This window comes from Ochrobactrum sp. XJ1 (assembly GCF_024701725.1).
In the GTDB taxonomy this organism is placed as follows: Bacteria; Pseudomonadota; Alphaproteobacteria; order Rhizobiales; family Rhizobiaceae; genus Brucella; species Brucella anthropi.
This window is the reverse complement of the sequence record NZ_VDGD01000002.1, coordinates 480916-504958: the sequence shown is the minus strand read 5'-3', so window position 1 is coordinate 504958 and position 24043 is coordinate 480916. Positions and strand designations below refer to the sequence as shown.

Sequence of the window (24043 nt, the reverse complement as noted above, 5' to 3'; positions counted from 1 at the left end):
AACTGCGTTATCCGGTCGCAGGTTGGAATCAGGTTCCGCGTGGCTTGGCGCGACGCGTCGCTTCCGCAGTGGCCGGGTCTTCCGGCCAGACATGCTTCGGGTAGCGTCCGCGCATGTCGGCGCGCACATCCGCCCATGATCCCTTCCAGAAGCCGGGAAGATCGCGGGTAATCTGGATCGGACGATGAGCTGGAGAAAGAAGTTCCAGCAAGAGCGGCACCTTGCCATTGGCGATGGCCGGATGCACCCCAAGACCGAAAAGCTCCTGTACACGAACTGCGATCACCGGCTCTTCGGCGTCATAGCGGATCGGAATATTCGATCCGGTCGGCACTTCGAAATGCGTCGGCGCAAGCTGGTCGACACTACGCTGCAGATCGAAGGGTACAAGGCTCATCAGACCGTTCTTCAACACGTGCCCCGGAATGCGGTCAAGTTGCGCTTCGCCCGTCAGGAAGGGCAGCAGCCAATCGTCCAGCCTCTCGATGAGATGGTCGCTATCCATCGAAGGCCACGGATCACCAAGGCCGCGATGAAGCCAGCCAAGGCGACGACGCAGAATATCGGTTTCCTTGCCCCATGGCAGAATATCGAGGCCATGTTCAAGCACGGCGGCAATCACGCCTTCGTCGGCGGCAGCTCCCGAAGGAGCGGCGAGCGGCTTTTCAGAGAGAGCAATCGCGCCGATGCGCACAGCCTCACGAGCCCGCAGGGCGTTCTTTTCCGCGTCATAGACGACCTGTCGTCCACTTTCGATCCTGTTACCAAGGGCTGCGCGGATTTCGGTTTCCGAAACTTCCGCGGCAGAAAGAATGCGGGCACGGCCCGCTCTTCCAGACATATCTGCAACCACCAGCCATGGCGCCCTGCTGAGGCTGATAGCGGGATCGACCTCGCCGCCACGTCCATTGGCCAGAAGAAACTGCCCCATCTGCCCGCGAGCCTTGGCTATGCGGTCCGGATAAGCATCAATGAGCATACGACCTACGCTTGAGCCTGCCACCTCACCCTTGTTCGGGACATTTGCGGCAAGCCGCCTCGCCAGTCCTTTTGCACGCTGCGCACGATCCGAACGGTCATTGCGAAACCGTGACATGCGGGTGTCGAGGTCGGTTTCATTGCCGCCAAGACCACGTTCGGTCAGCAACACAGCGAGTTCAGCCGCCTTCTGCGCCTCGCCACGTTTGCCAGCTTTGGCCACCATATGTGCCAGGCGTGCAGGAAGGGCCAGCGCACGCATGGCCTCGCCATCTGCAGTCAGGCGTCCCGCTTCATCCAGCGCACCGAGCCGCATAAGCAGCGCCTTGGCTTCTTTGAGCGCAGGTGCCGGCGGTTTGTCGAGCAGCGATAATGTTGCCGGATCGGTCACACCCCACGCAGCCGCATCCAGCACAAGGCCCGACAAATCAGCTTCCAGAATTTCCGGTGGTGAAAAAGCGGGGAGCGACGCCGTCTGCCCCTGATGCCAGAGGCGAATGGCAATGCCCGGCTCGGTACGACCCGCACGGCCGGCACGTTGATCGGCGCTCGCACGCGAAGTCCGCACGGTTTCAAGTCTGGTGAGGCCCGTGGCCGGTTCATATTTCGGCTGGCGTGCAAGTCCGCTATCGATCACCACGCGCACGCCATCAATCGTGATAGAGGTTTCTGCAATCGAGGTCGCCAGCACCACCTTGCGGTGGCCTGTCGGTGCAGGCTTGATCGCCGCATCCTGATCACGGCCTTCCATTGCACCGTAAAGCGGCGCCAGAATGATATTGGCAGGCAGGAATTTTTCCAAGTTTGCTGCCGTGCGCTCAATCTCGCCCTGCCCCGGCAAGAAGGCGAGGATGCTGCCGGTTTCATCTGCAAGCGCATCCCGGATAGCACGCACCATCGCGTCCTCGACCCGTTCATCCGTCTTGCGATCGCGATAGCGAGTATCGACGGGATACGCGCGCCCCTCACTTTCGATCACCGGCGCATCGCCCAGAAGCGAAGCAACACGGGCACCATCAAGCGTCGCCGACATGACGAGTATCTTGAGGTCATCGCGCAGTGCCGCCTGCACATCCAGCGCCAGCGCCAGACCGAAATCGGCATCGAGGCTGCGTTCGTGGAACTCATCAAACAGGACTGCGGCGACACCCTTAAGGTCTGGATCGTCCAGGATCATGCGCGCAAAGACGCCCTCGGTAACGACGAGGATCTTGGTTTTCCCTGATACCTTGCTTTCAAGGCGCATCCGGTAGCCGACCGTTTCACCCGGTTCCTCGCCCAGGAGCTGCGCCATGCGGCGAGCGGCTGCACGTGCCGCCAGACGACGCGGTTCAAGCAGCACGATCATGCCATCCTTGCGCCAGTCCGCGTTCAGCATATGAATAGGCACCAGTGTCGTCTTGCCCGCACCGGGCGGCGCGACAAGGACTGCGCTCGCATGATGCGCCAATGCCTCATCCAGCTGAGGCAGAATTCGTGTCACAGGAAGATCAGGCAGGCTCGTCAAAATAATTTCCGTCAGATAAGGCTTCCACTTTCGTGCTTATCACACAGGGAACGCACATGATCCATATTCGAAAATCGAACAAGGCCGATGCGCCCGCGTTGACCGAAATCTGGCGCGCCAGCGTTCTCGCTACGCATGACTTCCTGAGCCGCGATGATTTTCTGGAAATCGAAAAGCTGGTGGCCGAGCAATATCTGCCGAACGTCGAAGTCTGGCTTATTGAAGACGTTGGCAAGCCGGTCGGCTTCATGGGCATGAGCGAGCATCATATCGATAGCCTGTTCATCGCACCTGATCAGCGCGGCAAAGGCATCGGCAAACAGATGATAGCGCATGCAAAAACGCTCGGCAGTCCGCTGACAGTCGATGTGAACGAGCAGAACCTGCAGGGTGTCGGCTTTTACCGGCATATGGGGTTTGTCGAAACCGGGCGTTCGGAGACAGACGACCAGGGACGCCCCTATCCACTCCTGCATCTGCGGCTGGCAACCAACAATTGACATACTCCCCTAGAGTATATAGATTTCGCTGAAATCGGGAGTTTCCATGCCGCATTCACCGGAAGACAAGAAGCGTGCCTTGACTCGCCTGCGTCGCATTCGCGGACAGGCCGAAGCGCTGGAGCGTGCGGTGGAGGCTGGCACGGAATGCGCGGCATTGTTGCAGCAGATTGCAGCACTGCGCGGTGCGGCCAACGGGTTGATGGCGGAAGTGCTGGAAAGCCATTTTCGCGAGACATTTGGGCAGGAAACCAAAGCTGATCCCGATACACAAATCGACGAAATCATGCGGATTCTACGCACCTACCTCAAATGAGTGCGTTGCTCTAAGATAGACTGAAAGGGAGAAACATCGTCATGAAATCACGCGCAGCCGTTGCGTGGGAGGCGAAAAAGCCGCTCACCATCGAAACAGTCGAGATTGGCGGTCCACGGGCTGGCGAAGTGCTGGTCGAAATCATGGCGACGGGCGTTTGCCATACAGATGCCTACACCCTTTCGGGTCTCGATTCCGAAGGCAAATTCCCGGCGATCCTTGGCCATGAAGGCGCGGGCATTGTTCGCGAAGTGGGCGCAGGCGTGACCTCGGTCAAGCCGGGCGATCATGTGATCCCGCTTTACACGCCGGAATGCCGCCAGTGCAAAACCTGCCTGTCGCAGCGCTCGAACCTCTGCACCTCGATCCGCGCTACGCAAGGTCAGGGCCTGATGCCGGACAAGACCACGCGCTTTTCCTGCGATGGCGGCGAAGTGTTTCATTATATGGGCTGCTCGACCTTCTCGAACTTCACCGTTCTGCCGGAAATCGCGGTTGCCAAGGTGCGTGAAGACGCGCCATTCGACAAGATTTGCTATATCGGCTGCGGCGTGACCACGGGTATTGGTGCAGTGATTTATACCGCCAAGGTTCGTCCGGGTTCCAATGTCGTAGTGTTCGGTCTTGGCGGCATTGGCCTCAATGTCATTCAGGGCGCGCGCATGGTCGGCGCCGACAAGATCATCGGCGTGGACATCAATCCATCCAAGGTCGAGATGGCGAAGAAGTTCGGCATGACCGACTTCGTCAATCCGCGCGAAGTCGGCAATGACAAGGTGGTGCAGGCCATTCAGGACCTGACCGATGGCGGCGCGGACTATTCCTTCGACGCTACCGGCAATACCGACGTCATGCGTCAGGCGCTGGAATGTTGCCATCGTGGCTGGGGTGAATCGATCATCATCGGTGTGGCGGAAGCGGGCAAGGAAATTGCCACGCGTCCGTTCCAGCTGGTCACAGGCCGCGTCTGGAAAGGCACCGCATTCGGCGGCGCACGCGGTCGCACGGATGTGCCGAAAATCGTCGATTGGTACATGGACGGCAAGATCAACATCGACGATCTGATCACCCACACCATGCCGCTCGATGAAATCAACAAGGCCTTCGACCTGATGCATGAAGGCAAGTCCATCCGTTCGGTGATTGTCTACTGATGAGTGAAAAGCTTCTCGTTTCCCAATGGGATGAACTCGACAATCTGAGCCCGCGCGCGCTTTATGCGATGCTGAAGCTGCGCGTGGACGTTTTCGTGGTGGAGCAGAAATGCCCCTACCCGGAAATCGACGGCAAGGATTTCGAGGCGTTTCACCTGCGCATTCTCGACGGCGAGGAACTTGCAGCATCGCTGCGAGTTCTGCCACCTGAACAAGCTGGCAAGCCGGTGAAAATCGGGCGCGTCGTCGTGGCACCGGATTATCGCGGCTACAAGCTCGGCCAGCGCCTGATGAAAGAGGCTGTCGAATTCGCTCATAACCGTTTTCCGGGCATGGCGGTCGAACTTGGCGGGCAGAGCCATCTACGGAAATTCTACGGCTCGTTCGGCTTCGTGGCAATTTCCGACGAATATCTCGAAGACGGCATTCCGCATGTTGATATGAGGTTGGAACCAAGGGAAGCGGTTGCCTGATGTTTTTGCTGCGCCGCCATATGTCGTTCTATCTTGGCGCCCTTGGCGGCGTCGCAGCATTTATCGTCGCCTGGCTTCTCAAAAGCCCTCTTGCCCCGGTCATCGGCGCAAACTGCTTCTTCGTGCTCTATCTGGGGCTGGCGGCATCTGCCTTGCCAAAGCTCACTGCCAGCTTCCTGAAAAAGCACGCTGCGAGCGCTGACGAACCTGTCTGGATCATCTTTCTGGTGACCTTTGCAACAGTTCTCGTCGCAATCGTCTCGCTGTTCATTCTCATCAACAGTGAAACTAAGGCCGATACGTTCTCGCTCGTAATGACACTTGCGTCTGTGCCACTCGGCTGGTTCACCATTCATATGATGACGGCCTTGCATTATGCGCACGTATATTGGCAACCGGGTGAACCGGCTGGCGATGACACCAGCCATGCCAGTCGTTATCGCGGCGGCTTCGAATTCCCCGGAACAGCTGAACCTTCCGGTTGGGATTTTGCCTATTTCGCCTATGTCATCGGCATGACGGCACAAACGTCCGACACAAGTGTTACGACGCCAGCCATGCGCAAGGTCACGCTGCTGCACAGCATCGTCTCCTTCTTCTTCAACACCGTGCTGGTTGCCGCTTCCGTCAATGTCGCGGTGGCGCTCGGAAGCTGAACAAAACTGGGATTTTTTCATGGAAACGATTTCGACTGCAAAGTGCTTTGATGGAACGCAAGGCGTCTATCGCCACAAAAGCGAGACGAACCAGTGCGACATGACCTTTGCCGTCTTCCTGCCGCCGCAGGCAAAAGACGGTCCGGTACCGGTACTCTGGTATTTTTCCGGCCTTACCTGCACGCATCAGAATGTCATGGACAAAGGCGAATATCGGCAAATGGCCGCAGAACTGGGAATTGCCGTTATTTGCCCAGATACAAGCCCGCGCGGCGATGACATTCCGGATGAGCCGGACAACTGGCAGTTCGGCAAAGGTGCTGGTTTCTACGTCGATGCCACGCAGGAGCCATTTGCCAAAAACTATCAGATGTATAGCTACATCACGAAGGAATTGACCGATCTGGTGGGACGCGAGTTCCCGCTCGATATGTCGCGACAGGCGATCACCGGCCATTCCATGGGCGGACATGGCGCTTTAACAATTGCGCTCAAGAATCCGGATCGCTTCAAGTCAGCATCCGCCTTTGCACCCATCGTCCAACCTTCTACTGCAGGCTGGTCCAGACCGGCACTGGAAAAATATCTCGGACCGGAAGAACGGGCTTGGCGCGCCTATGACGCCACGCTGCTCATCGAAGACGGCTATCGGTTCCCGGAATTTCTGGTCGATCAGGGTACCGCAGACGGTTTTCTCGATGATGGCTTGCGTCCGTGGCTTCTGGAAGAGGCTTGCAAGAAGGCAGGCATTCCCATCACGCTCAATATGCGCGAGGGCTATGACCACTCCTATTTCTTCATATCGACCTTCATGGACGACCATCTGAAATGGCACGCCGAACGCCTCAAGAGCTAGTTAACGCTTCACCACCTTCATCGGCAGACCGCCTTGCGGCTGGGTGGTGAGCTTCTGCACCGGCCACGGTTTCGTCGTTTCCAGCACCTCGAAACGATGCCTGTCAAGCAGGATGGCCAGTGCAATGACCGCCTCCTGCAAGGCAAAGCTTGCACCGATGCAGACACGCGGGCCAGCACCGAATGGCAGATATTGAAAACGGTCCAGCCTGTCGCGGTTTTCGGGCCAGAAGCGTTCAGGCATGAAGGCGTCCGGCTGGCTCCAGTAGAGCCGATGACGATGAATGACCCATGGCATGACCAGAACGGTCGCGCCCTTCGGGATTCTCAGATCGTCATAAGTATCGTCGGTCGCCGCCTCGCGATTGATCGACGGCGCAGGCGGATAAAGCCGCATCGCCTCTTCAAAAGCCGCGCGCGTGAAAGGCAGCGATGCCAGCCATTCCTGCGGCGGCAGATCCCGACCGCCTTTTGCAAAAAAGCCGTCAATTTCCGTTTCGATACGTTCACGCTCGTGCGGCGCCTTGGCGAGCAGATAGAGCGTCCAGCCGAGCGCGCGAGCGGTCGTCTCGTGACCGGCGCCAATGAAGGTGATGATGTTGTCCTCGATCTCGGAGCGGCTCAGGCCGTCTGGTCCTTCGGCCCGCAACAGCAGGGTAAGGAAGTCGCTCGGCACGTCTTCTTGCCTGTCCATGCGCGTTTTACGCAGCCCGATGGTGTTTGAGACCAGCTCACGAAAGAAGCCAAGCGATTGCTGTCCACGCAGACGTGTGAGACGCGGCAACCAGTCGGGCAGCCCCAGAAGGTCGAACGGATCGACCCGCCCCATGGTCTCGAACAGCTTGTCGATCTGATGTGCGAAATCGTTTGGATCGCCTGCGATCTCGCCGGAAAACAGCGTCTCCGCCAGAATATCATAGGTCAGGAGCGTCATGTCATGGGCGACATCGGTAATCGTACCGGGGGTCTTGTATCGCTCGACGAACTGGAGCGAGCGGTTACGCATGGTCTCGGCAAAGCCGCCGATATGGCGCGGGGTAAAAACCGGCGCCATGGCCTTTCGCGACCGCTTCCACACCTGGCCTTCAGCCGTCAGCAGGCCGTCGCGCAACAAGGGGCGCAGCACGCGCTGACGAATGGCGGACATGGGATAATTGGCTGCATTGTCGACCAGCACATGGCGGATCAGCCCCGGATCATTGGCGATGATGGTTTTCATGCCGAACCAGCTGACGGAAATCCACCGCTCGTTATAGGAAGGTTCACCCCAAAGCTCGAGCGGGTTCTTGTAGACGACGCGCATCATCTCGAAACGCCCCACCGGCTTTTCGCGCGGGCGCGGTGCGGGCGGCACAAATGGAACCGGTCTTTCGCTCATGACGTTCGCAATTTCCATCAAGCGTTCCTTTCGTCATAAAACAGGTCGAGAACGCCCCCGTCAAACCCGATATAAGCGTCAATTGTGGCGGTTCCAGAAGCCAAGCGGCACCGGTACTGTTCTCATATGAACCAACTGCCGGAATCCCCGGCAAATTTACCGCCAAAATTTGGAAAAAAAGCCTTTAGCACCTATATTAAAGCCATGTTTGTCGCGTGATTCGACATATCTTTGAAGCTGCATTCGCAGCGCGTTTTTCGAAAGATTTTCATGAGCGAGATGCCCGAGATGAATTCCGAAGCCCCCGCCGAGTATGGCGCGGATTCCATTCGTGTTCTGAAAGGCCTGGATGCTGTTCGCAAGCGTCCCGGCATGTATATCGGTGACACGGATGACGGCTCCGGCCTGCATCATATGGTCTACGAGGTCGTGGACAATGCGATCGACGAAGCGCTGGCAGGACATGCCACGCTTGTCACCGTCGCCCTCAACCCGGACGGCTCCTGCACCGTGACCGATAATGGTCGTGGCATTCCGACTGACATCCATAAGGAAGAAGGCGTTTCAGCAGCCGAGGTCATCATGACCCAGCTTCACGCCGGTGGTAAGTTCGACCAGAACTCCTACAAGGTTTCCGGTGGTCTGCACGGAGTTGGCGTTTCGGTTGTGAACGCGCTGTCGATCTGGCTGAAGCTGAAGATCCGTCGTGCCGGCAAGATTCATGAGATGAGCTTTACCCATGGCGTGGCCGATGCCCCACTCGTGGTAACCGGTGATGCCGGTGCGGAGACGGGTACGGAAGTCAGCTTCCTGCCCTCGCCCGATACCTTCAGCATGGTCGAATTCGATTTCGATACGCTGGAGCGCCGCCTGCGCGAACTCGCCTTCCTCAATTCCGGCGTTCGCATCAAGCTCACCGACCGCCGCCATGCGGACGTGGTCGAGCATGAGTTGCACTATGACGGCGGGCTTGTGGAGTTCGTGAAATATATCGACCAGAGCAAGAAATCACTTCTGGAAGAGCCGATTTATATCCGCAGTGAAAAAGACGGCATGACGGTTGAAGTCGCCATGTGGTGGAACGATTCCTACCACGAGAAGGTGCTGTGCTTCACCAACAACATCCCGCAGCGCGATGGCGGCACGCATCTGGCCGGTTTCCGCGGCGCGCTGACCCGTCAGGTGACGGGCTATGCCGATGCTTCGGGCATGACCAAAAAGGAAAAGGTGACGCTGACCGGCGATGACTGCCGCGAAGGCCTGACCGCCGTTCTTTCGGTCAAGGTTCCTGATCCGAAGTTCTCGTCGCAGACCAAGGACAAGCTGGTTTCCTCGGAAGTTCGCCCGGTTGTGGAAAGCCTCGTCAACGAAGCGCTTTCGACATGGCTGGAAGAACATCCGGCTGGTGGCAAGGTCGTGGTTGAAAAGGTCATTCAGGCAGCCGCTGCCCGTGAAGCTGCCCGCAAGGCCCGCGACATCACCCGCAAGAGCAATCTGAGCGTAACGTCCCTGCCCGGCAAGCTTGCCGACTGTCAGGAGCGCGATCCGGCCAAGTCTGAAATCTTCATCGTCGAAGGTGACTCGGCAGGTGGTTCCGCAAAGAGCGGTCGTTCGCGCCAGAACCAGGCCATCCTGCCGCTGCGCGGAAAGATCCTCAATGTGGAACGCGTCCGCTTCGACCGCATGATCTCGTCCGATCAGGTTGGCACGCTGATTACTGCGCTCGGCACATCAATCGGCAAGGATGAAACGCACGGTTTCAACCCGGACAAGCTGCGCTATCACAAGATCATCATCATGACCGATGCTGACGTCGACGGCGCGCATATTCGTACATTGCTGCTAACCTTCTTCTTCCGGCAGATGCCGGAACTGATCGAGCGCGGCCATATCTATATCGCCCAACCGCCGCTCTATAAGGTCTCGCGTGGCAAGTCCTCGCAATACATCAAGAACGAGGCTGCCTTCGAAGACTTCCTCATTGAGACAGGTCTTGAAGAAGCCACGCTGGAAATGGCAAGCGGCGAAGTTCGCGCCGGGCCTGACTTGCGTTCGGTGGTGGAAGATGCCCGCACCATGCGTCAGCTTCTGGCGGGTCTTCACACGCGCTATGACCGTCGCGTGGTGGAGCAGGCTGCCATCGCAGGGCTCCTGCATCCGGATGCATCAAGGGACAATGCAACCGCACAGCGTTCCGCCGATACTGTTGCAAAGCGTCTCGACATGATCTCGGAAGAAACCGAACGTGGTTGGGAAGCACATGTGACAGAAGATGGCGGCTATCGCTTTGAGCGCATGGTGCGCGGCGTAAAGGACATTGCGATTCTCGACATGGCATTGCTCGGTTCTGCCGATGCTCGTCAGATCGACCGCGTGGCTTCGCGTTTGTCAGAGGTCTTTGCCGAGCCGCCTGTGCTGCGCCGCAAGGACAAGGTGGAGACACTTTCCGGCCCGATGGGCCTGCTCGACGCAATCTTTGCGACGGGCCGCAAGGGCCTGACCCTGCAGCGCTACAAAGGCTTGGGCGAAATGAACGCCGAACAGCTTTGGGAAACCACGCTCGATCCGAACGTGCGTTCGCTGCTGCAGGTCAAGGTGACGGATGCGACCGATGCCGATTCACTCTTTTCGCGCCTGATGGGCGACGATGTGGAACCACGGCGCGAGTTCATTCAGGAAAACGCGCTGAGCGTTGCCAATCTGGACGTTTAAAAAACACAAACCCCGAAAAGCCGGAAAGCTTCTCGGGGTTTTATAATACCCAAAGAAAAGCCCGCTATTTAGCGGGCTTTTCTTTTATCGTGGTTATTTACTCGCCGCGACGCTTCTTGCTGTAACCGCCGCCTTCAGGCTTTTTACCGCCCTTTTTGAAGCCATCTTTCTTGAAGTCGTCTCCACGGGAGAAATCACGTGGCTTGTCCCACTTGTCGCCTTTCGAGCGGTCGCCTTTATAGCCGTCGCTCTTGTAGCCATCCCGGAAGCCGCCTTCCTTGGACTTGTCGCCGCGTGGTTTGAAACCGCCCTTGCCTTCGCGCGGAGCAGCGTCACCGCCTGCACCTGCAACGGCAGTGCGGATCACAAGACCCTTTTCACCGGTGCCGCGTTCTTCGACCGAACGGCGGAACTCATCGGCCTTAGAAGCCGTGATTTCGAAGCGGGTTTCATTGTCGAAAATCTTGATCGAACCGACATCGCGCTTTGAAACATCGCCCGCCTTGCAGATGAGCGGGAGCAGCCATTTCGGATCGGCGCGATGCTTGCGACCGGCAGAAACCGAGAACCAAACGCCGTCAAAGTGTGCATTGCGGTCGAAACGTTCGCCCGGCTCGCCACGCTCACGACGCTCGCCCCGTTCGAAGCGGTCGCCACGATCAGAACGTTCGCTTTTTTCAAAACGATCTCTGGGCTTCTTGCCACCAACCGGATGCACCGGTGCATCGGAAACTTCTTCCGCCGCCGGATAGGAGGCCACTTCGCGGTTGAGGAAAGCGGCGGCAATCTGTTCCGGCGTATAACGCTCGGTCAGCGCCTTCAGGAGATCCTGATATTCTTCTTCAACCGGCTGGTTGAAGACTTCCGCATTCAAAATACGCTCATTGGTCTTGGCCTGAACAGCAGCGATGCTTGGTGCCGGAACCGTCTGCGCATCGAGCTTCGCCATATGCAGAAGGCGCTCTGCAGTGCGGCGACGCGAGAACGGTACAACCAGCACACAGGTGCCCTTGCGACCGGCACGACCCGTACGCCCCGAACGATGCAGCATCGTCTCGGGATTGTTCGGAAGATCGGCATGAATGACAAGGTCGAGATTGGGCAGATCGATGCCGCGCGCGGCAACGTCGGTTGCCACGCAGACGCGGGCACGACCGTCGCGCATTGCCTGCAAGGCGTTGTTGCGTTCGGCCTGGCTCAATTCGCCCGACAGCGCAACCACGGCAAAGCCGCGATTGGAAAGCCGGCTTGCCATATGCTTCACCGCTTCGCGGGTCGAGCAAAAAATGATCGAGTTCTGTGAATCGTAATAGAGCAGCGTATTGATGATCGCGTGGTCGCGCTCATGCGGCGGCACCGGCATGGCGACATAATCGATATCGGCGTGCTGGCTGGTTTCGCTCTGGACGGTGAGGCGAAGTGCATCGTTCTGGAAGCGCTTGGCAAGCTGGGCAATCTGCTTCGGCACGGTTGCCGAGAACATCAGCGTGCGGCGGTCTTCCGGTGCTTCGCCGAGGATGAATTCGAGATCTTCGCGAAAGCCCATGTCGAGCATTTCGTCGGCTTCATCGAGAACGACAGCACGCAGCTCCGACATGTCGAGAGCGTCACGGGTAATATGATCGCGCAGACGTCCTGGCGTACCGACAACGATATGAGCGCCACGTTCCAGCGCGCGACGCTCGGTGCGGATATCCATGCCGCCAACGCAGGATGCGATGCGCGCGCCGGTATCGGCATAAAGCCATTCCAGCTCGCGGCGAACCTGAAGTGCCAGTTCGCGCGTCGGCGCGATGATCATGGCAAGCGGCGCACCGGCATCGCTGAAACGCAGCTCGTCTTCGAGGATGGTGTTGGCCATTGCGAGGCCGAAAGCGACCGTCTTGCCAGATCCGGTCTGTGCGGAAACGAGAAGATCGGCATCAAGCGTTTCAGGCGCCAGAACGGCGTTTTGAACGGCGGTGAGTGTATTATAACCGCGAGCGGCTAATGCTCCGGACAGAGCCGGAGCGATGGTTTCGGGCAAAGACATGAACCACTTTCACGAAAAAAGCTTCTCAAGCCGTATACCCATTGGTCGTGAACCCACTTGTCCACGACTCCCCTGACGACCACCGAAGCAACAGAATTGATGCTTCCCTATAGGGTTGGACCGCTCAGGTCAACCGGCCAAACCTCTGAGCGCAACTCGATCCGATTGAATCGTACCGCCGCTCTGGTCCTTTTTGACGCGCATTTGGCCCGAAAACCGTTTCACATTTTTCGGAATGCGCTCTAATGCGCCTCATCCCAGTTATGCGCTGCGCGCGCATCAACATGCAGCGGCACCGCAAGCGAGACGGCAGGCATTGCCGCGTTTTCCATAATGTGACGAACGACCGGTATGGTCTTTTCGACTTCATTATCAGGCACTTCGAAGATCAGTTCATCGTGCACTTGCAACAACATGCGCGCGGCAAGATTTTGCTCCGCCAGCGCATCTTCCATGCGGATCATGGCGCGGCGGATAATGTCGGCGGCGGAACCCTGTATCGGCGCATTGATGGCCGCGCGCTCATTGAACGCACGAACCTGCGGGTTGGATGCCCTGATATCGGGATAATGCGCACGACGCCCGAAAATCGTTTCAACATAGCCATTCTCGCGCGCGAAAGCTTTGGTCGCCTCCATGTAATCCTTGATGCCGGGGAAGCGCTCGAAATAGGTGCGGATATATTGCCCTGCTTCTTCGCGCGGAATCGACAACTGGTTGGCAAGGCCGAATGCAGAAATGCCGTAGATGATGCCGAAATTGATCGCCTTGGCACGGCGGCGCACTTCCGACGGCATACCTTCTACCGGCACGCCGAACATTTCGGATGCCGTCATGGCGTGAATGTCCATGCCGTCGGCAAAGGCCTGCTTCAGTTGCGCGATATCGGCCACATGGGCCAGCACGCGCAGTTCGATCTGGCTGTAATCGGCAGAAACCAGCTTGTTGCCGGGTTCGGCAATGAAGGCCGTCCTGATCTTGCGGCCTTCCGCGGTGCGAACCGGAATATTTTGCAGGTTCGGGTCGGATGACGAAAGACGTCCGGTCGAAGTGGACGCCATCGCATAGGACGTATGAACACGCTTGGTCTCGGGGTTGATGAACCCCGGCAGCGCATCGGTATAGGTGGATTTGAGCTTGGTGAGCTGACGCCAGTCGACGATCTTGCGCGGCAGCGGATGACCTTCGGCAGCAAGGTCTTCCAGCACCTGCGCAGACGTGGACCATTGACCGGTCTTGGTCTTCGACGCGCCCGACAGGCTCATCTTGCCAAACAGAATATCGCCAAGCTGCTTGGGCGAACCGATATTGAATCTTTCGCCTGCCAGTTCGTAAATCTCGTCTTCATAGGCAGCGGCAGCCTGTGCCAGATCGCCGGAAAGACGCGACAGTACCTGGCGGTCAACGGCAATGCCGCGTTCTTCCATGCGCGCCAGAACATCGATCAGCGGACGTTCCAGACGTTCATAGACCGACATCAGCCCTTCAGCTGCAAGACGCGGTTTCAGAACTTGCCACAGGCGCAAGGTCACATCGGCGTCTTCCGCCGCGTAAGCCGTAGCACGGTCGAGATCGACCATATCGAAGCTGACAGCGCTCTTGCCGCTTCCCGCCACATCCTTATAGGGAATTGGCGTATGACCGAGCCAGCGCTCGGACAACGGGTCCATGCCATGGCTGCCCGTGCCAGCATCAAGCACATAGGAAATCAGCATCGTATCGTCGAACGAGACTGTATTGATCCCATGGCGGCGCATGACCAGCCAGTCATACTTCATGTTCTGCGCGATCTTGAGAACGGAAGCATCCTCAAGCACGATCTTCAAAGCGGCCAGCGCCTCATCCAGCGGAATTTGTCCTTCGACCATGCCGCCACCGAGAAGATCACCGGTGCCAGACTTGTGTTGGAGCGGAATATAAGCGGCTCTGCCCGGCGCCAAGGCCAGAGAAAAACCAACCAGCTCCGCCTGCATCGGATCAAGCGACGTCGTTTCCGTATCGAAGGCCAAAACACCGGTTTCAACCGCCTCTGCGAGCCAGAGTTTCAGCGTGGCGATATCGCGAATGCAGGTATAAGCGCTCGTATCGATTGTCTGTGCGGTTGCCTCTGTCGCCCGCTTTTCTGCGAGCGCCTTCGGCGTGTAGCCCTGATCCGAGGCAGCGACAGCGGATGTCGGTTGCGACGTAGCATTATCAGCCTTGGCGGGAATATCGACATCGGGACCATGAGCGTCCGCGCCCCAGTCTGTCTCCACATGGCACGGCTCGACAGCCGATGCGTCGGTGTCAGTCGCTTCGGCCACCCGGCGAGTGAGCGAAGTGAATTCCATAGCCTTCAGGAAGCCGATCAGCTTCGGGCCGTTCTGCGGCTCCAGCACCAGACTGTCCAGATCGACATCCAGCGGCACGTCGGTCTTGAGTGTAACCAGCTCGCGCGAAATCTTCGTCTGGTCGGCAAACGCCAGAATGTTCTCGCGACGCTTGTTCTGCTTGATTTCGGAAGCGCGGGCCAGAAGCGTATCGAGATCGCCGAATTCTTCCAGCAATTGCGCCGCCGTCTTCGGCCCGATGCCGGGAATGCCAGGAACATTGTCGGTGCTGTCGCCGGTCAACGATTGCAGGTCGATCATCTTTTCCGGCGGAACGCCCCATTTCTCGATCACTTCCGGGATCGAAATCTGCTTGTCCTTCATGCTGTCATACATCGATACGCTTGGCGTCACGAGCTGCATGAGATCCTTGTCGGAAGAAACGATGGTAACATCGCCGCCAGCCTGCTCGGCAATACGGGCATAGGTCGCGATCAGGTCGTCAGCCTCGAAACCTTCCTTCTCGATGCAGGGCAGATTGAACGCGCGCGTTGCCTGACGGATGAGGCCGAACTGGGGAATGAGATCTTCCGGCGGCGCGGTGCGATTGGCCTTGTATTCAGGATAGATTTCATTGCGGAACGTCTTCGACGAATAATCGAAGATGACCGCAAAATGGGTCGGCACCACGCCCACATCGGTGTTGCGCGCATCTTTCAAGAGCTTCCATAGCATGTTGCAGAAGCCCGAGACGGCGCCGACCGGCAGACCATCCGTCTTGCGGGTCAGCGGTGGCAGGGCATGATAGGCGCGGAAAATATAGCCCGAGCCGTCAACGAGAAAGAGATGATCGCCTTTTTTCATAAGCTAGAATTAGAGGAAATGACGCCTAAAGAAAACCACTCCCGTGTCAGGAGAAACATCCGTCCACGTGAAAGAAAACCCATCACGTCGCGGTAACACGTTTGTTACAGATTTGTAATCTTCCGTGCCCTTGAATAGCCACAGTTGAAAGGCCAAATCTCAGTCATCGACAGTTCGTCGGTCGCCGGTTTTCTGACCCGTCCCCCGTTGGATGCCGGATGCTAGCGGTAGCCTCATTCCCCTCTCCGGGCTGCCGCTTTGAGTGTAGTGACATGGCCGTTGCGGTACCCCCTCACCGTAACGGCCAATTCATTTTATCGAGGCTCTTCTTTCTTCCAAACCGGGTTTCATCCTGACGACGCTGGTTGTAGTGTGCCGCCAGTTTACGTTACGACTCGTCAGGAAGTTTCCATGTCCCAGCAATCGTCTGCGCAATCGCTCGACAAAGTACTCAGCCATCTCGACGCCAATCTCGATCAGAGCCTCGATCGCCTGTTCGATCTTTTGCGGATCAAGTCGATTTCGACCGACCCGGCCTACAAGGCCGATTGCCGCAAGGCTGCGGAATGGCTCGTCGAAGATTTGAAGACAATCGGTTTCGATGCCAGTGTGCGCGACACGCCCGGCCACCCGATGGTGGTTGCCCATCATGAAGGCGCGACACCGGATGCGCCGCACGTGCTGTTCTATGGTCACTATGACGTGCAGCCGGTCGATCCGCTAAATCTTTGGGAAAACGATCCTTTCGATCCGGCTATCAAGGACGTGGGTAATGGCCGCAAGATCCTGACCGGTCGCGGCACGTCCGACGACAAGGGCCAGCTGATGACCTTTGTGGAAGCCTGCCGCGCCTACAAGGCGATCAATGGCAATCTGCCAGTCAAGGTGACACTCCTGTTTGAAGGTGAAGAGGAATCCGGCTCGCCATCGCTGAAGCCGTTCCTCGACGCCAACAAGCAAGAGCTGAAGGCCGATGTGGCACTCGTCTGCGACACGGCCATGTGGGACGCAGAAACACCTGCCATCAGCGTGGGCTTGCGCGGCCTCGTCGGCGAGGAGATCGTCATCAAGGCAGCCGATCGCGATCTCCATTCCGGCTTCTTCGGCGGTGCTGCGGCAAACCCGATCCATATCCTGACAAAAATTCTGGCCGACCTGCACGACGAAACCGGGCGCGTGACAGTTCCCGATTTCTATGAGGGCGTCGAAGAAACACCGACGCAGATTTTGAAGTCATGGGAAAGCCTTGGCCGCACGGCTGAAAACTTCCTCGGTCCGATCGGTCTGTCCATTCCATCCGGCGAAAAAGGCCGCAGCGTTCTGGAACTGACATGGGCGCGCCCGACCGCTGAAGTCAACGGCATCACCGGCGGCTATACCGGCGAAGGCTTCAAGACTGTCATTGCAGCAGAAGCTTCCGCCAAGGTTTCGTTCCGTCTTGTCCACAAGCAGGACCCGGTCAAAATCCGCGAAGCCTTCCGCACATTCGTCAAGGAACGTCTGCCAGCCGATTGTTCGGTGGAGTTCCATCCGCATGGCGGTTCGCCAGCCATCCAGCTACCTTATGATTCACCGCTGGTTTCCAAGGCCAAGGACGCGCTGTCCGACGAATGGCCGAAGCCAGCCGTGTTGATCGCCATGGGCGGCTCGATCCCGATTGTCGGCGACTTCGACAAGTTCCTCGGCATGGAATCGCTGCTCGTGGGCTTTGGCCTCGAAGATGACCGCATCCATTCGCCCAATGAAAAATACGAGCTGAACTCCTTCCACAAGGGACAACGCTCTTGGGCGCGTATTATGGCGGCTATCGCCGCGAAGTAAGGATAACTGAATGACTATCCGTTTTCACAAGAACGATCTGCCGAACCTCGACAACTATCAGGTCGATGCGGTCGCCATCGACACCGAAACGCTGGGCCTGAACCCGCATCGCGACCGGCTTTGCGTGGTGCAAATTTCGCCAGGTGACGGCACGGCAGACGTGATTCAGATTGAAACCGGTCAGAAGAAGGCCCCCAATCTGGTCAAGCTTCTGAAGGATCGCTCGATCACCAAGATCTTTCATTTTGGCCGCTTCGATCTGGCCGTGCTGGCGCAGGCTTTCGGCACCACGCCGCAACCTGTGTTCTGCACCAAGATCGCATCGAAGCTGACCCGTACCTATACGGACCGCCATGGCCTGAAAGAGCTTTGCAACGAGCTTCTCGACGTTTCGATTTCCAAGCAGCAGCAATCATCGGACTGGGCAGCGGAAACACTGTCAGCTGCGCAGCTCGAATATGCGGCTTCCGACGTGCTCTATCTGCATCGTCTGAAAGCCGTGCTCGAACAGCGGCTGGAACGCGATGGCCGTGCGAAACAGGCCGAAGCCTGCTTCAAGTTCCTGCCAACGCGCTCGGAACTCGATCTGATGGGCTGGCCCGAGGACGACATTTTCGCCCATTCGTGATGAGATCAAACGGCGGCGGTAGCCGCCGTTTTCTTTTGCGGCGCCTGATCGATATAGGCCCAGCCGGGACGGCGGAACAGAAACTGTCCGTAACCGCTCCACTGGATACAGCCATAAAGAATGACCGGACCGATGACGCCGCTGGCTGTCGTCAGGAGCGAGACTGTACCGATATCGCCAATGCCGAGTTTCAGCAACGCTGTGCGGGCAATGGCCATCGGCAGGAAGAAAGCCAGATAGACGACAATCGAATGCGCACCGAGCCAGCTCAAGCCTCGATGCAGCCAGTTTCTGGCCGACAGGAGGCTGAGGAGCGAAGATATGGAAATGATTGCCAGCGCACCCACCAGACCCAGGAGAAGTGAAACGACCGGCAGATCGCTGATTGCGCCCCGCCCATCCAGAAGGTCGCTTGCGGGTGATATCAGCGCGACAAGGCTTTCCGGCACGGGCATGAAGACGAGCTTGTATTCGATCAAGCCCCAGACCAGCAGTCCGGCAACACCGATGAGCGGGCGCTGTCGAAGCCAGTCCGCAGCCCGGAAGATGGCGGGAGCAAAAGCATAGCCCGCATAGAAATAGACGAAACGGGAGCAGAATTCGTCGACCATAATCCAACCCGTATGGATCGGCAGGATTTCGAGAAATGCCAGCGCCGTAAAGGTCACGCCTACCGGCACGTGCTTCAAAAGCCGCGTCGCGATGAAGAAAACAGGCAGGATATAGATGAACCAGAGCGTTCCGAACGGTTCGATGAAAGCCATCAGATAGGCGTTCACCACACCGGAAACTCCGGCTTCGCTGGCAATGCCCGGCGCCTTGAACGCAAACTGGATCGTCAGCCACAGAATATAGAAATAGAGAAAATGCACGACCTTGCGGTCAAGATAACGCCGCCATGGCCGGTCGATCACAAGACTGAGAAACAAGCCTGATATCATGAAGAAATCCGGCATACGGAAGGGTTTGGCAAAGGCGACCACATAGTGCATCCAGCCCTGGGCGCCGGCTGCTTTCTCCACGCCCAGCGTCGAATGCATCATGACCACGAAGATGATGCAGATACCCTTGGCAATATCGACCCAGTCGACCCGCCCATTCATGCCCTTCGTGTCATGCATTTCCGTTTCCCCCGCAAGTTCTGTCGCTTTCTATAACGCGACAACGGCGGAATTACATCCGGTATAACTTGCGTGTGCCTGCGCCATATTGCGCCTGACGACGTCAAGACTCCTCACAGGGTGCTCACGCTAACGTGTACCGCTCTGGCGACATTCCCCTTGATGTGTCTCGTTTGCTACAGACTTTTGACAGCAATCGCTTATATTAGGGACAAATATTGGTTCTGAGACTTTCCTTCAGGAGGTTTATCATGAAGCTCAAGGCCCTTCTTCTTGCATCGACTGTCGCCCTTGTGGCCGCTACAGGCGCAAAGGCTGCCGACGCTGTCATCGAGCAGGAACCAGTTCCGGTTGTGGTTGCACCAACCTTTACCTGGAGCGGTGCTTACATCGGTGGCCAGATCGGCTACGGCTGGGGCAAGTCCGATTTCAGCGGTGACGTCTATAGCTTTGGCAACGTCAAGCCGGATGGCTTCCTCGGCGGCATCTATGCCGGTTACAACTTCGATCTCGGCAACAGCATCGTTCTCGGTATCGACGGCGATGTGACCTACAACGATGTTTCCAAGGACATCGATGTCTACAGCGGTGACCTCGCAGTTGGCGATTTCGAAACCAAGCTTCGCTGGTCCGGTGCCGTTCGCGCACGTGTCGGCTATGCGGTTGATCGCTTCATGCCCTACCTCGCCGGTGGTGTTGCATTCGGCAACATCAAAAACAGCGGCAGCATTGACGGTATCGGCAGCTTCTCCGAAAGCAAAACGCTTACCGGCTGGACTGCAGGCGCCGGCGTTGACTATGCCGCAACCGACAACCTGATCGTTCGCCTCGAATATCGCTACACCGACTATGGCGATAAGGACATCGAGTTTGGCGGCCTGAATGTCAATCAGGACTTCAAGACCAACGAAGTTCGCCTCGGCGTCGCATACAAGTTCTAATTCTGGTTGAAAACATATCTGAAAAGGCTCCGCATCGCGGAGCCTTTTTTTGTTGGCATAGGCCTGAATTTATTTGGATAAAATTATTGATAACTAAAATACATAGAAAGAAAAACATTCGGAGTTTGCTTTTTAGTAAAGCAAAAATTGAATAATAACAAATTGTATATTTAGTTATTTCTAAACTATATTTATGTTGCCATAATGTTACATACATAATGACATAGAAATACTATTTAAAAATCCATATCGAACATATTTTATAGGAGTTTTCGATGAAGTTCAGAATTCTACTTGGTGCTTCCCTGCTCGCAGTCGTCGCCAGCACCGGTGCTTATGCAGCCGACGCAATCGTTTCGCAGGAACCTGCCCCAATGGCAGCTCCCGCCTTCTCATGGGGCGGCGCTTATATCGGTGGTGAAATTGGCTGGGGCTGGGGCCGCGCCAAGCTTGACGACAAGTCCACGGATCAGTCCAACGAGTTCAAGCCGAACGGCTTCATCGGTGGCGTCTATGCTGGCTATAACTTCGACATGGGCAACAACGTCATTCTCGGCGTTGACGGCAACTTCGACTACAACGACCTGAAGAAGTCGCACGACTATATTTCGAACAGCAACGCTGTTCAGACTTCAGCTGAAACGAAGCTGCAGTGGTCGGGCGCTGTTCGCGCACGCGCTGGTTATGCCGTTGACCGCTTCATGCCCTACATCGCCGGTGGCGTTGCTTTCGGCGGCGTGAAGAACTCGCTCAATGTCGGCGGCAGCGACTATAACAACGACAAGACCCTGACCGGCTGGACTGTTGGTACCGGCGTTGACTACGCTGCGACCGACAATGTCCTTCTGCGCCTCGAATATCGCTATACCGATTTCGGCAACAAGGATTTCGACCTTGGCAACACCGCGACACGCGGTTCGTTCAAGACCAACGATATCCGCCTCGGTGTTGCTTACAAGTTCTAATACCAAACTCGATGAGTTTGGCTCATCGCGTTTTGGTTAAGCCTGTGCGGCGATTGAGCATTTTCAGGGCATGATGCGTTAGCATTTCGTCGCCCTGGGATAAGCACATAATCGGGCTTATAACTGAGAAAAGGCTCCGCCGCCGCGGAGCCTTTTTTGTGTGTGAACGATTTACGTCCCTTTAAACTGCCGCATTTACCCTGCACCGGATTAGGCCCTTATTTGCTTTTGCGGCACAAAATCCCGTAAAGCACGCAGACATTATTCAGAATGACCGGTCCACATCACGATTGGACCGGCAAACGGGTGGGCGGATCCAGGCTGACATGACATCGCGTGACGATAAAAACCGGCGCATCGAACCTTCCTTCGGTGGCGAAGAGAAAAAAGATGACGAGGTTTTTCGCGTCGACGAGGAGGATCGCATGGCACGCTCACAGCAGCGCCGACGCAGGCAATCAGAAGAACCGGAACCACGCGCTTCACGACGTGGCAAGAAGAAGCCGCGTGGCTTTTTCGGCTTTCTGCGCCGCTCGATCTACTGGTGCCTCGTACTTGGCCTCTGGGGCGGTATCGCCTTTGCAGGCATGCTGGTCTATTTCGCAGCCAAGATGCCGCCGACGACGGATTGGGCCATTCCTGATCGTCCACCGAATGTGCGTATCGTTGACGTCAACGGAAACCTGATCGCCAATCGCGGGACTACCGGCGGCGAGGCCGTGGGCTTGCATGAAATGTCGCCCTTTATCCCGAAGGCCGTCATCGCTATCGAGGATCGCCGCTTCTATTCGCATTTCGGCATTGACCCCATCGGCCTTGCCCGCGCGGTAGTAACCAACGTTGTTTCGGGCCGCGCTGTTCAGGGCGGATCAACGCTGACCCAGCAGCTTGCCAAGAACCTGTTTCTTTCTCCCGACCGCACGCTTGAGCGTAAAGTGCAGGAAGTCATGCTCGCGCTCTGGCTTGAGCACAAATACACCAAGGACCAGATTCTCGAGATGTATCTGAACCGGGTCTATCTCGGTTCCGGTGCTTTCGGTGTTGATGCGGCCTCCCGGCGTTATTTCAGCAAGCCCGCCAAGGATGTGAACCTGATGGAAGCCGCAACCCTTGCCGGTCTTCTGAAGGCACCGTCTCGTCTGTCACCTGCCCGTGATCCGGAAGCCGCCGCTGCACGTGCCAAGCTGGTGCTGGGTGCCATGCGCGAGGAAGGCATGATCGACGACAGCCAGATGGCCATCGCCGAAAGCGAACCGATGACGCGTGCGCCATCCTACTGGCAGGGCTCGGAAAACTATGTTGCTGACAAGGTTGTGGCGGAACTACCCGAGCTGATCGGTGAAGCGAAGGAAGACATCACCGTCCAGACCACCATCGATCTGAACCTGCAGCGCGCAGGCGAAGAGGCGATCAAGGACCAGATTTCCCAGAGCGGTACAAAGATGAACGCCAGTCAGGGCGCGCTCGTTTCCATTGACAGTACCGGCGCAGTTCGCGCCATGGTCGGCGGCGTCGATTATGCCACAAGCCAGTTCGACCGTGTCACCGATGCTCACCGCCAACCTGCATCATCCTTCAAGCCCTTCGTCTATCTGACAGCGCTCGAACAGGGGCGGACACCGGACTCGGTACGCAACGATGCTCCGGTTCGTATCGGCAAATGGACGCCGAGCAACGATAACGGCAAATATATGGGACAGGTGACGCTGGCTACCGCCCTTTCTCATTCACTGAACTCCGTTGCGGCGCAGCTCGTGATGGAAGTCGGCCCGCAGACCGTGATCGACACGGCCCATCGGCTTGGCGTTCAGTCCAAACTCGAAGCCAATGCCTCGCTGGCACTCGGCACGTCGGAAGTGACCCTGTTGGAACTGACCGATGCCTATGTGCCCTTTGCCAATGGCGGCTATCGCGCGCCGGTCTATTTCATCACCAAGGTGACGGATTCCGACGGCAAGGTTCTTTATCAGAAGGAAGATGGCGTTGGCCCGCGTGTCATCGATGAACGCAATGTCGGCATGATGAACGCCATGCTGCGGCGCACGGTGGAAGACGGGACGGCAAAGCGCGCCGCCTTCGGCTGGCCCGCAGCAGGCAAGACCGGCACCAGCCAGAATTTCCGCGATGCGTGGTTTGTCGGCTATACGGCCAACCTCACAACCGGTGTATGGTTCGGCAATGATGACGGCAAGGGCATGAAGCGCGTGTTCGGTTCGACCCTACCGGTCGCCGCTTGGAAAAACTTCATGAAGGAAGCACATAAGGGCGTGCCGATTGCCGAGCTTCCCGGCCATTACGATATCCAGAACGTCGTTCCCGGTGGCAGCGACGGCATCGATCCGAATGCGCCTTACGATCCCGGCATGATGCCTCAGGATTCCTATGGCAATCAGCCGATGGCGGCTAATGGTGATGACGGCTACTGGCCACCTGCTCCGGATTCCGCTGCCCGCAGCGGTATCCAGCAGTCGAATGAGACGGGCCGCCCACTCGCCGAACAGCCCGGCGCTGCGACTTACCCGGCCAATGCCAATGACAATTACCGCCCGATGCCGCCAGGCGACGTGGGCGGCGGGCAGCCGCAGCAGCCAGGAAAATCAACGACATTGCTCGATATCATCATGGGTAATTCACCGTAACATCAATAGAGGCCGCCACTGGCGGCCTTTACTCGCGATCAAGTGAAGCAGCTTCAATACAAGCTTGTTCGAGCGCGTTTCGATCTGATTAAGTCAGATCAACGCTCTCACTATTTCCGCTAACACGCACAGTTTCCGAAAACCGTTTCACACTTTTCGTGATGCGCTTTAATTCCCCTCGAAATCTTGAGCGG

General features: G+C 57.3%; 17 protein-coding genes. 12 read left to right on the top strand and 5 right to left on the bottom strand.

Annotated elements, in window-relative coordinates; all coding sequences use genetic code 11:
* Window positions 1-28: 28 nt before the first annotated feature.
* Complete coding sequence (gene hrpB, locus FG152_RS05190) at window positions 29-2485, bottom strand: ATP-dependent helicase HrpB (RefSeq protein ID WP_029925941.1); 2457 nt, start codon at window positions 2483-2485, stop codon at window positions 29-31.
* A gap of 56 nt (window positions 2486-2541) precedes the next feature.
* Here hrpB and FG152_RS05185 point away from each other — a divergent pair, with 56 nt between their 5' ends.
* From FG152_RS05185 to fghA, 6 genes are read left to right on the top strand one after another with little or no spacing between them, the layout of a single operon-like run.
* On the top strand, window positions 2542-2985 hold the full coding sequence (locus FG152_RS05185; protein WP_029925943.1) for an acetyltransferase: 444 nt from the start codon (window positions 2542-2544) through the stop codon (window positions 2983-2985).
* A gap of 46 nt (window positions 2986-3031) precedes the next feature.
* The gene (locus FG152_RS05180; RefSeq protein WP_010657981.1) at window positions 3032-3301 is read left to right on the top strand and encodes a metal/formaldehyde-sensitive transcriptional repressor; all 270 of its coding nucleotides are present in this window, start codon (window positions 3032-3034) and stop codon (window positions 3299-3301) included.
* Between the two features lie 41 nt (window positions 3302-3342).
* Complete coding sequence (locus tag FG152_RS05175; protein WP_029925944.1) at window positions 3343-4455, top strand: S-(hydroxymethyl)glutathione dehydrogenase/class III alcohol dehydrogenase; 1113 nt, start codon at window positions 3343-3345, stop codon at window positions 4453-4455.
* On the top strand, window positions 4455-4928 hold the full coding sequence (locus FG152_RS05170) for a GNAT family N-acetyltransferase (protein WP_029925946.1): 474 nt from the start codon (window positions 4455-4457) through the stop codon (window positions 4926-4928). The genes FG152_RS05175 and FG152_RS05170 overlap by 1 nt, the downstream gene beginning before the upstream one ends.
* On the top strand, window positions 4928-5584 hold the full coding sequence (locus FG152_RS05165) for a DUF1345 domain-containing protein (RefSeq protein WP_029925947.1): 657 nt from the start codon (window positions 4928-4930) through the stop codon (window positions 5582-5584). Before FG152_RS05170 ends, FG152_RS05165 begins: the two co-directional genes overlap by 1 nt.
* Before the next feature lie 19 nt (window positions 5585-5603).
* Entirely contained in the window at window positions 5604-6440 is an 837-nt protein-coding gene (fghA, locus tag FG152_RS05160) for an S-formylglutathione hydrolase (RefSeq protein ID WP_029925950.1), read from the top strand.
* Here the strand turns inward: fghA and FG152_RS05155 are convergent, their stop codons facing one another.
* Window positions 6441-7835, bottom strand: coding sequence for a cytochrome P450 (locus tag FG152_RS05155; protein ID WP_192799888.1), 1395 nt, complete (start codon window positions 7833-7835; stop codon window positions 6441-6443). It abuts the gene before it with no gap.
* Window positions 7836-8087: 252 nt separating this feature from the next.
* Between FG152_RS05155 and gyrB the strand changes: the two genes are divergently transcribed.
* On the top strand, window positions 8088-10529 hold the full coding sequence (gene gyrB / locus FG152_RS05150; RefSeq protein WP_010657975.1) for a DNA topoisomerase (ATP-hydrolyzing) subunit B: 2442 nt from the start codon (window positions 8088-8090) through the stop codon (window positions 10527-10529).
* Between the two features lie 97 nt (window positions 10530-10626).
* Here the strand turns inward: gyrB and FG152_RS05145 are convergent, their stop codons facing one another.
* Entirely contained in the window at window positions 10627-12561 is a 1935-nt protein-coding gene (locus FG152_RS05145) for a DEAD/DEAH box helicase (protein ID WP_029925954.1), read from the bottom strand.
* 242 nt (window positions 12562-12803) lie between these two features.
* On the bottom strand, window positions 12804-15734 hold the full coding sequence (gene polA / locus FG152_RS05140) for a DNA polymerase I (RefSeq protein ID WP_454502826.1): 2931 nt from the start codon (window positions 15732-15734) through the stop codon (window positions 12804-12806).
* Window positions 15735-16145: 411 nt separating this feature from the next.
* Between polA and FG152_RS05135 the strand changes: the two genes are divergently transcribed.
* The gene (locus FG152_RS05135; protein ID WP_029925959.1) at window positions 16146-17555 is read left to right on the top strand and encodes a dipeptidase; all 1410 of its coding nucleotides are present in this window, start codon (window positions 16146-16148) and stop codon (window positions 17553-17555) included.
* A 10-nt stretch (window positions 17556-17565) separates the two neighbouring features.
* A complete protein-coding gene (locus FG152_RS05130) occupies window positions 17566-18183 on the top strand; it encodes a ribonuclease D (protein ID WP_029925962.1) in 618 nt (205 codons plus the stop codon).
* A gap of 5 nt (window positions 18184-18188) precedes the next feature.
* Here the strand turns inward: FG152_RS05130 and FG152_RS05125 are convergent, their stop codons facing one another.
* A complete protein-coding gene (locus tag FG152_RS05125) occupies window positions 18189-19304 on the bottom strand; it encodes an acyltransferase family protein (protein ID WP_029925964.1) in 1116 nt (371 codons plus the stop codon).
* A gap of 251 nt (window positions 19305-19555) precedes the next feature.
* Here FG152_RS05125 and FG152_RS05120 point away from each other — a divergent pair, with 251 nt between their 5' ends.
* The 3 genes from FG152_RS05120 to FG152_RS05110 all read left to right on the top strand — a co-directional run bounded on the left by FG152_RS05120 (window position 19556) and on the right by FG152_RS05110 (window position 23849).
* Window positions 19556-20245: an outer membrane protein gene (locus tag FG152_RS05120; protein ID WP_010657969.1), complete on the top strand. Its 690-nt coding sequence runs from the start codon at window positions 19556-19558 to the stop codon at window positions 20243-20245.
* Window positions 20246-20520: 275 nt separating this feature from the next.
* Window positions 20521-21210 carry an outer membrane protein gene (locus FG152_RS05115; protein ID WP_011982346.1) on the top strand — a complete coding sequence of 230 codons (690 nt, stop codon included), beginning with the start codon at window positions 20521-20523 and terminating at the stop codon, window positions 21208-21210.
* 326 nt (window positions 21211-21536) lie between these two features.
* Window positions 21537-23849, top strand: a complete 2313-nt coding sequence (locus FG152_RS05110; RefSeq protein ID WP_036586089.1) for a transglycosylase domain-containing protein — start codon at window positions 21537-21539, stop codon at window positions 23847-23849.
* Window positions 23850-24043 lie beyond the last annotated feature (194 nt).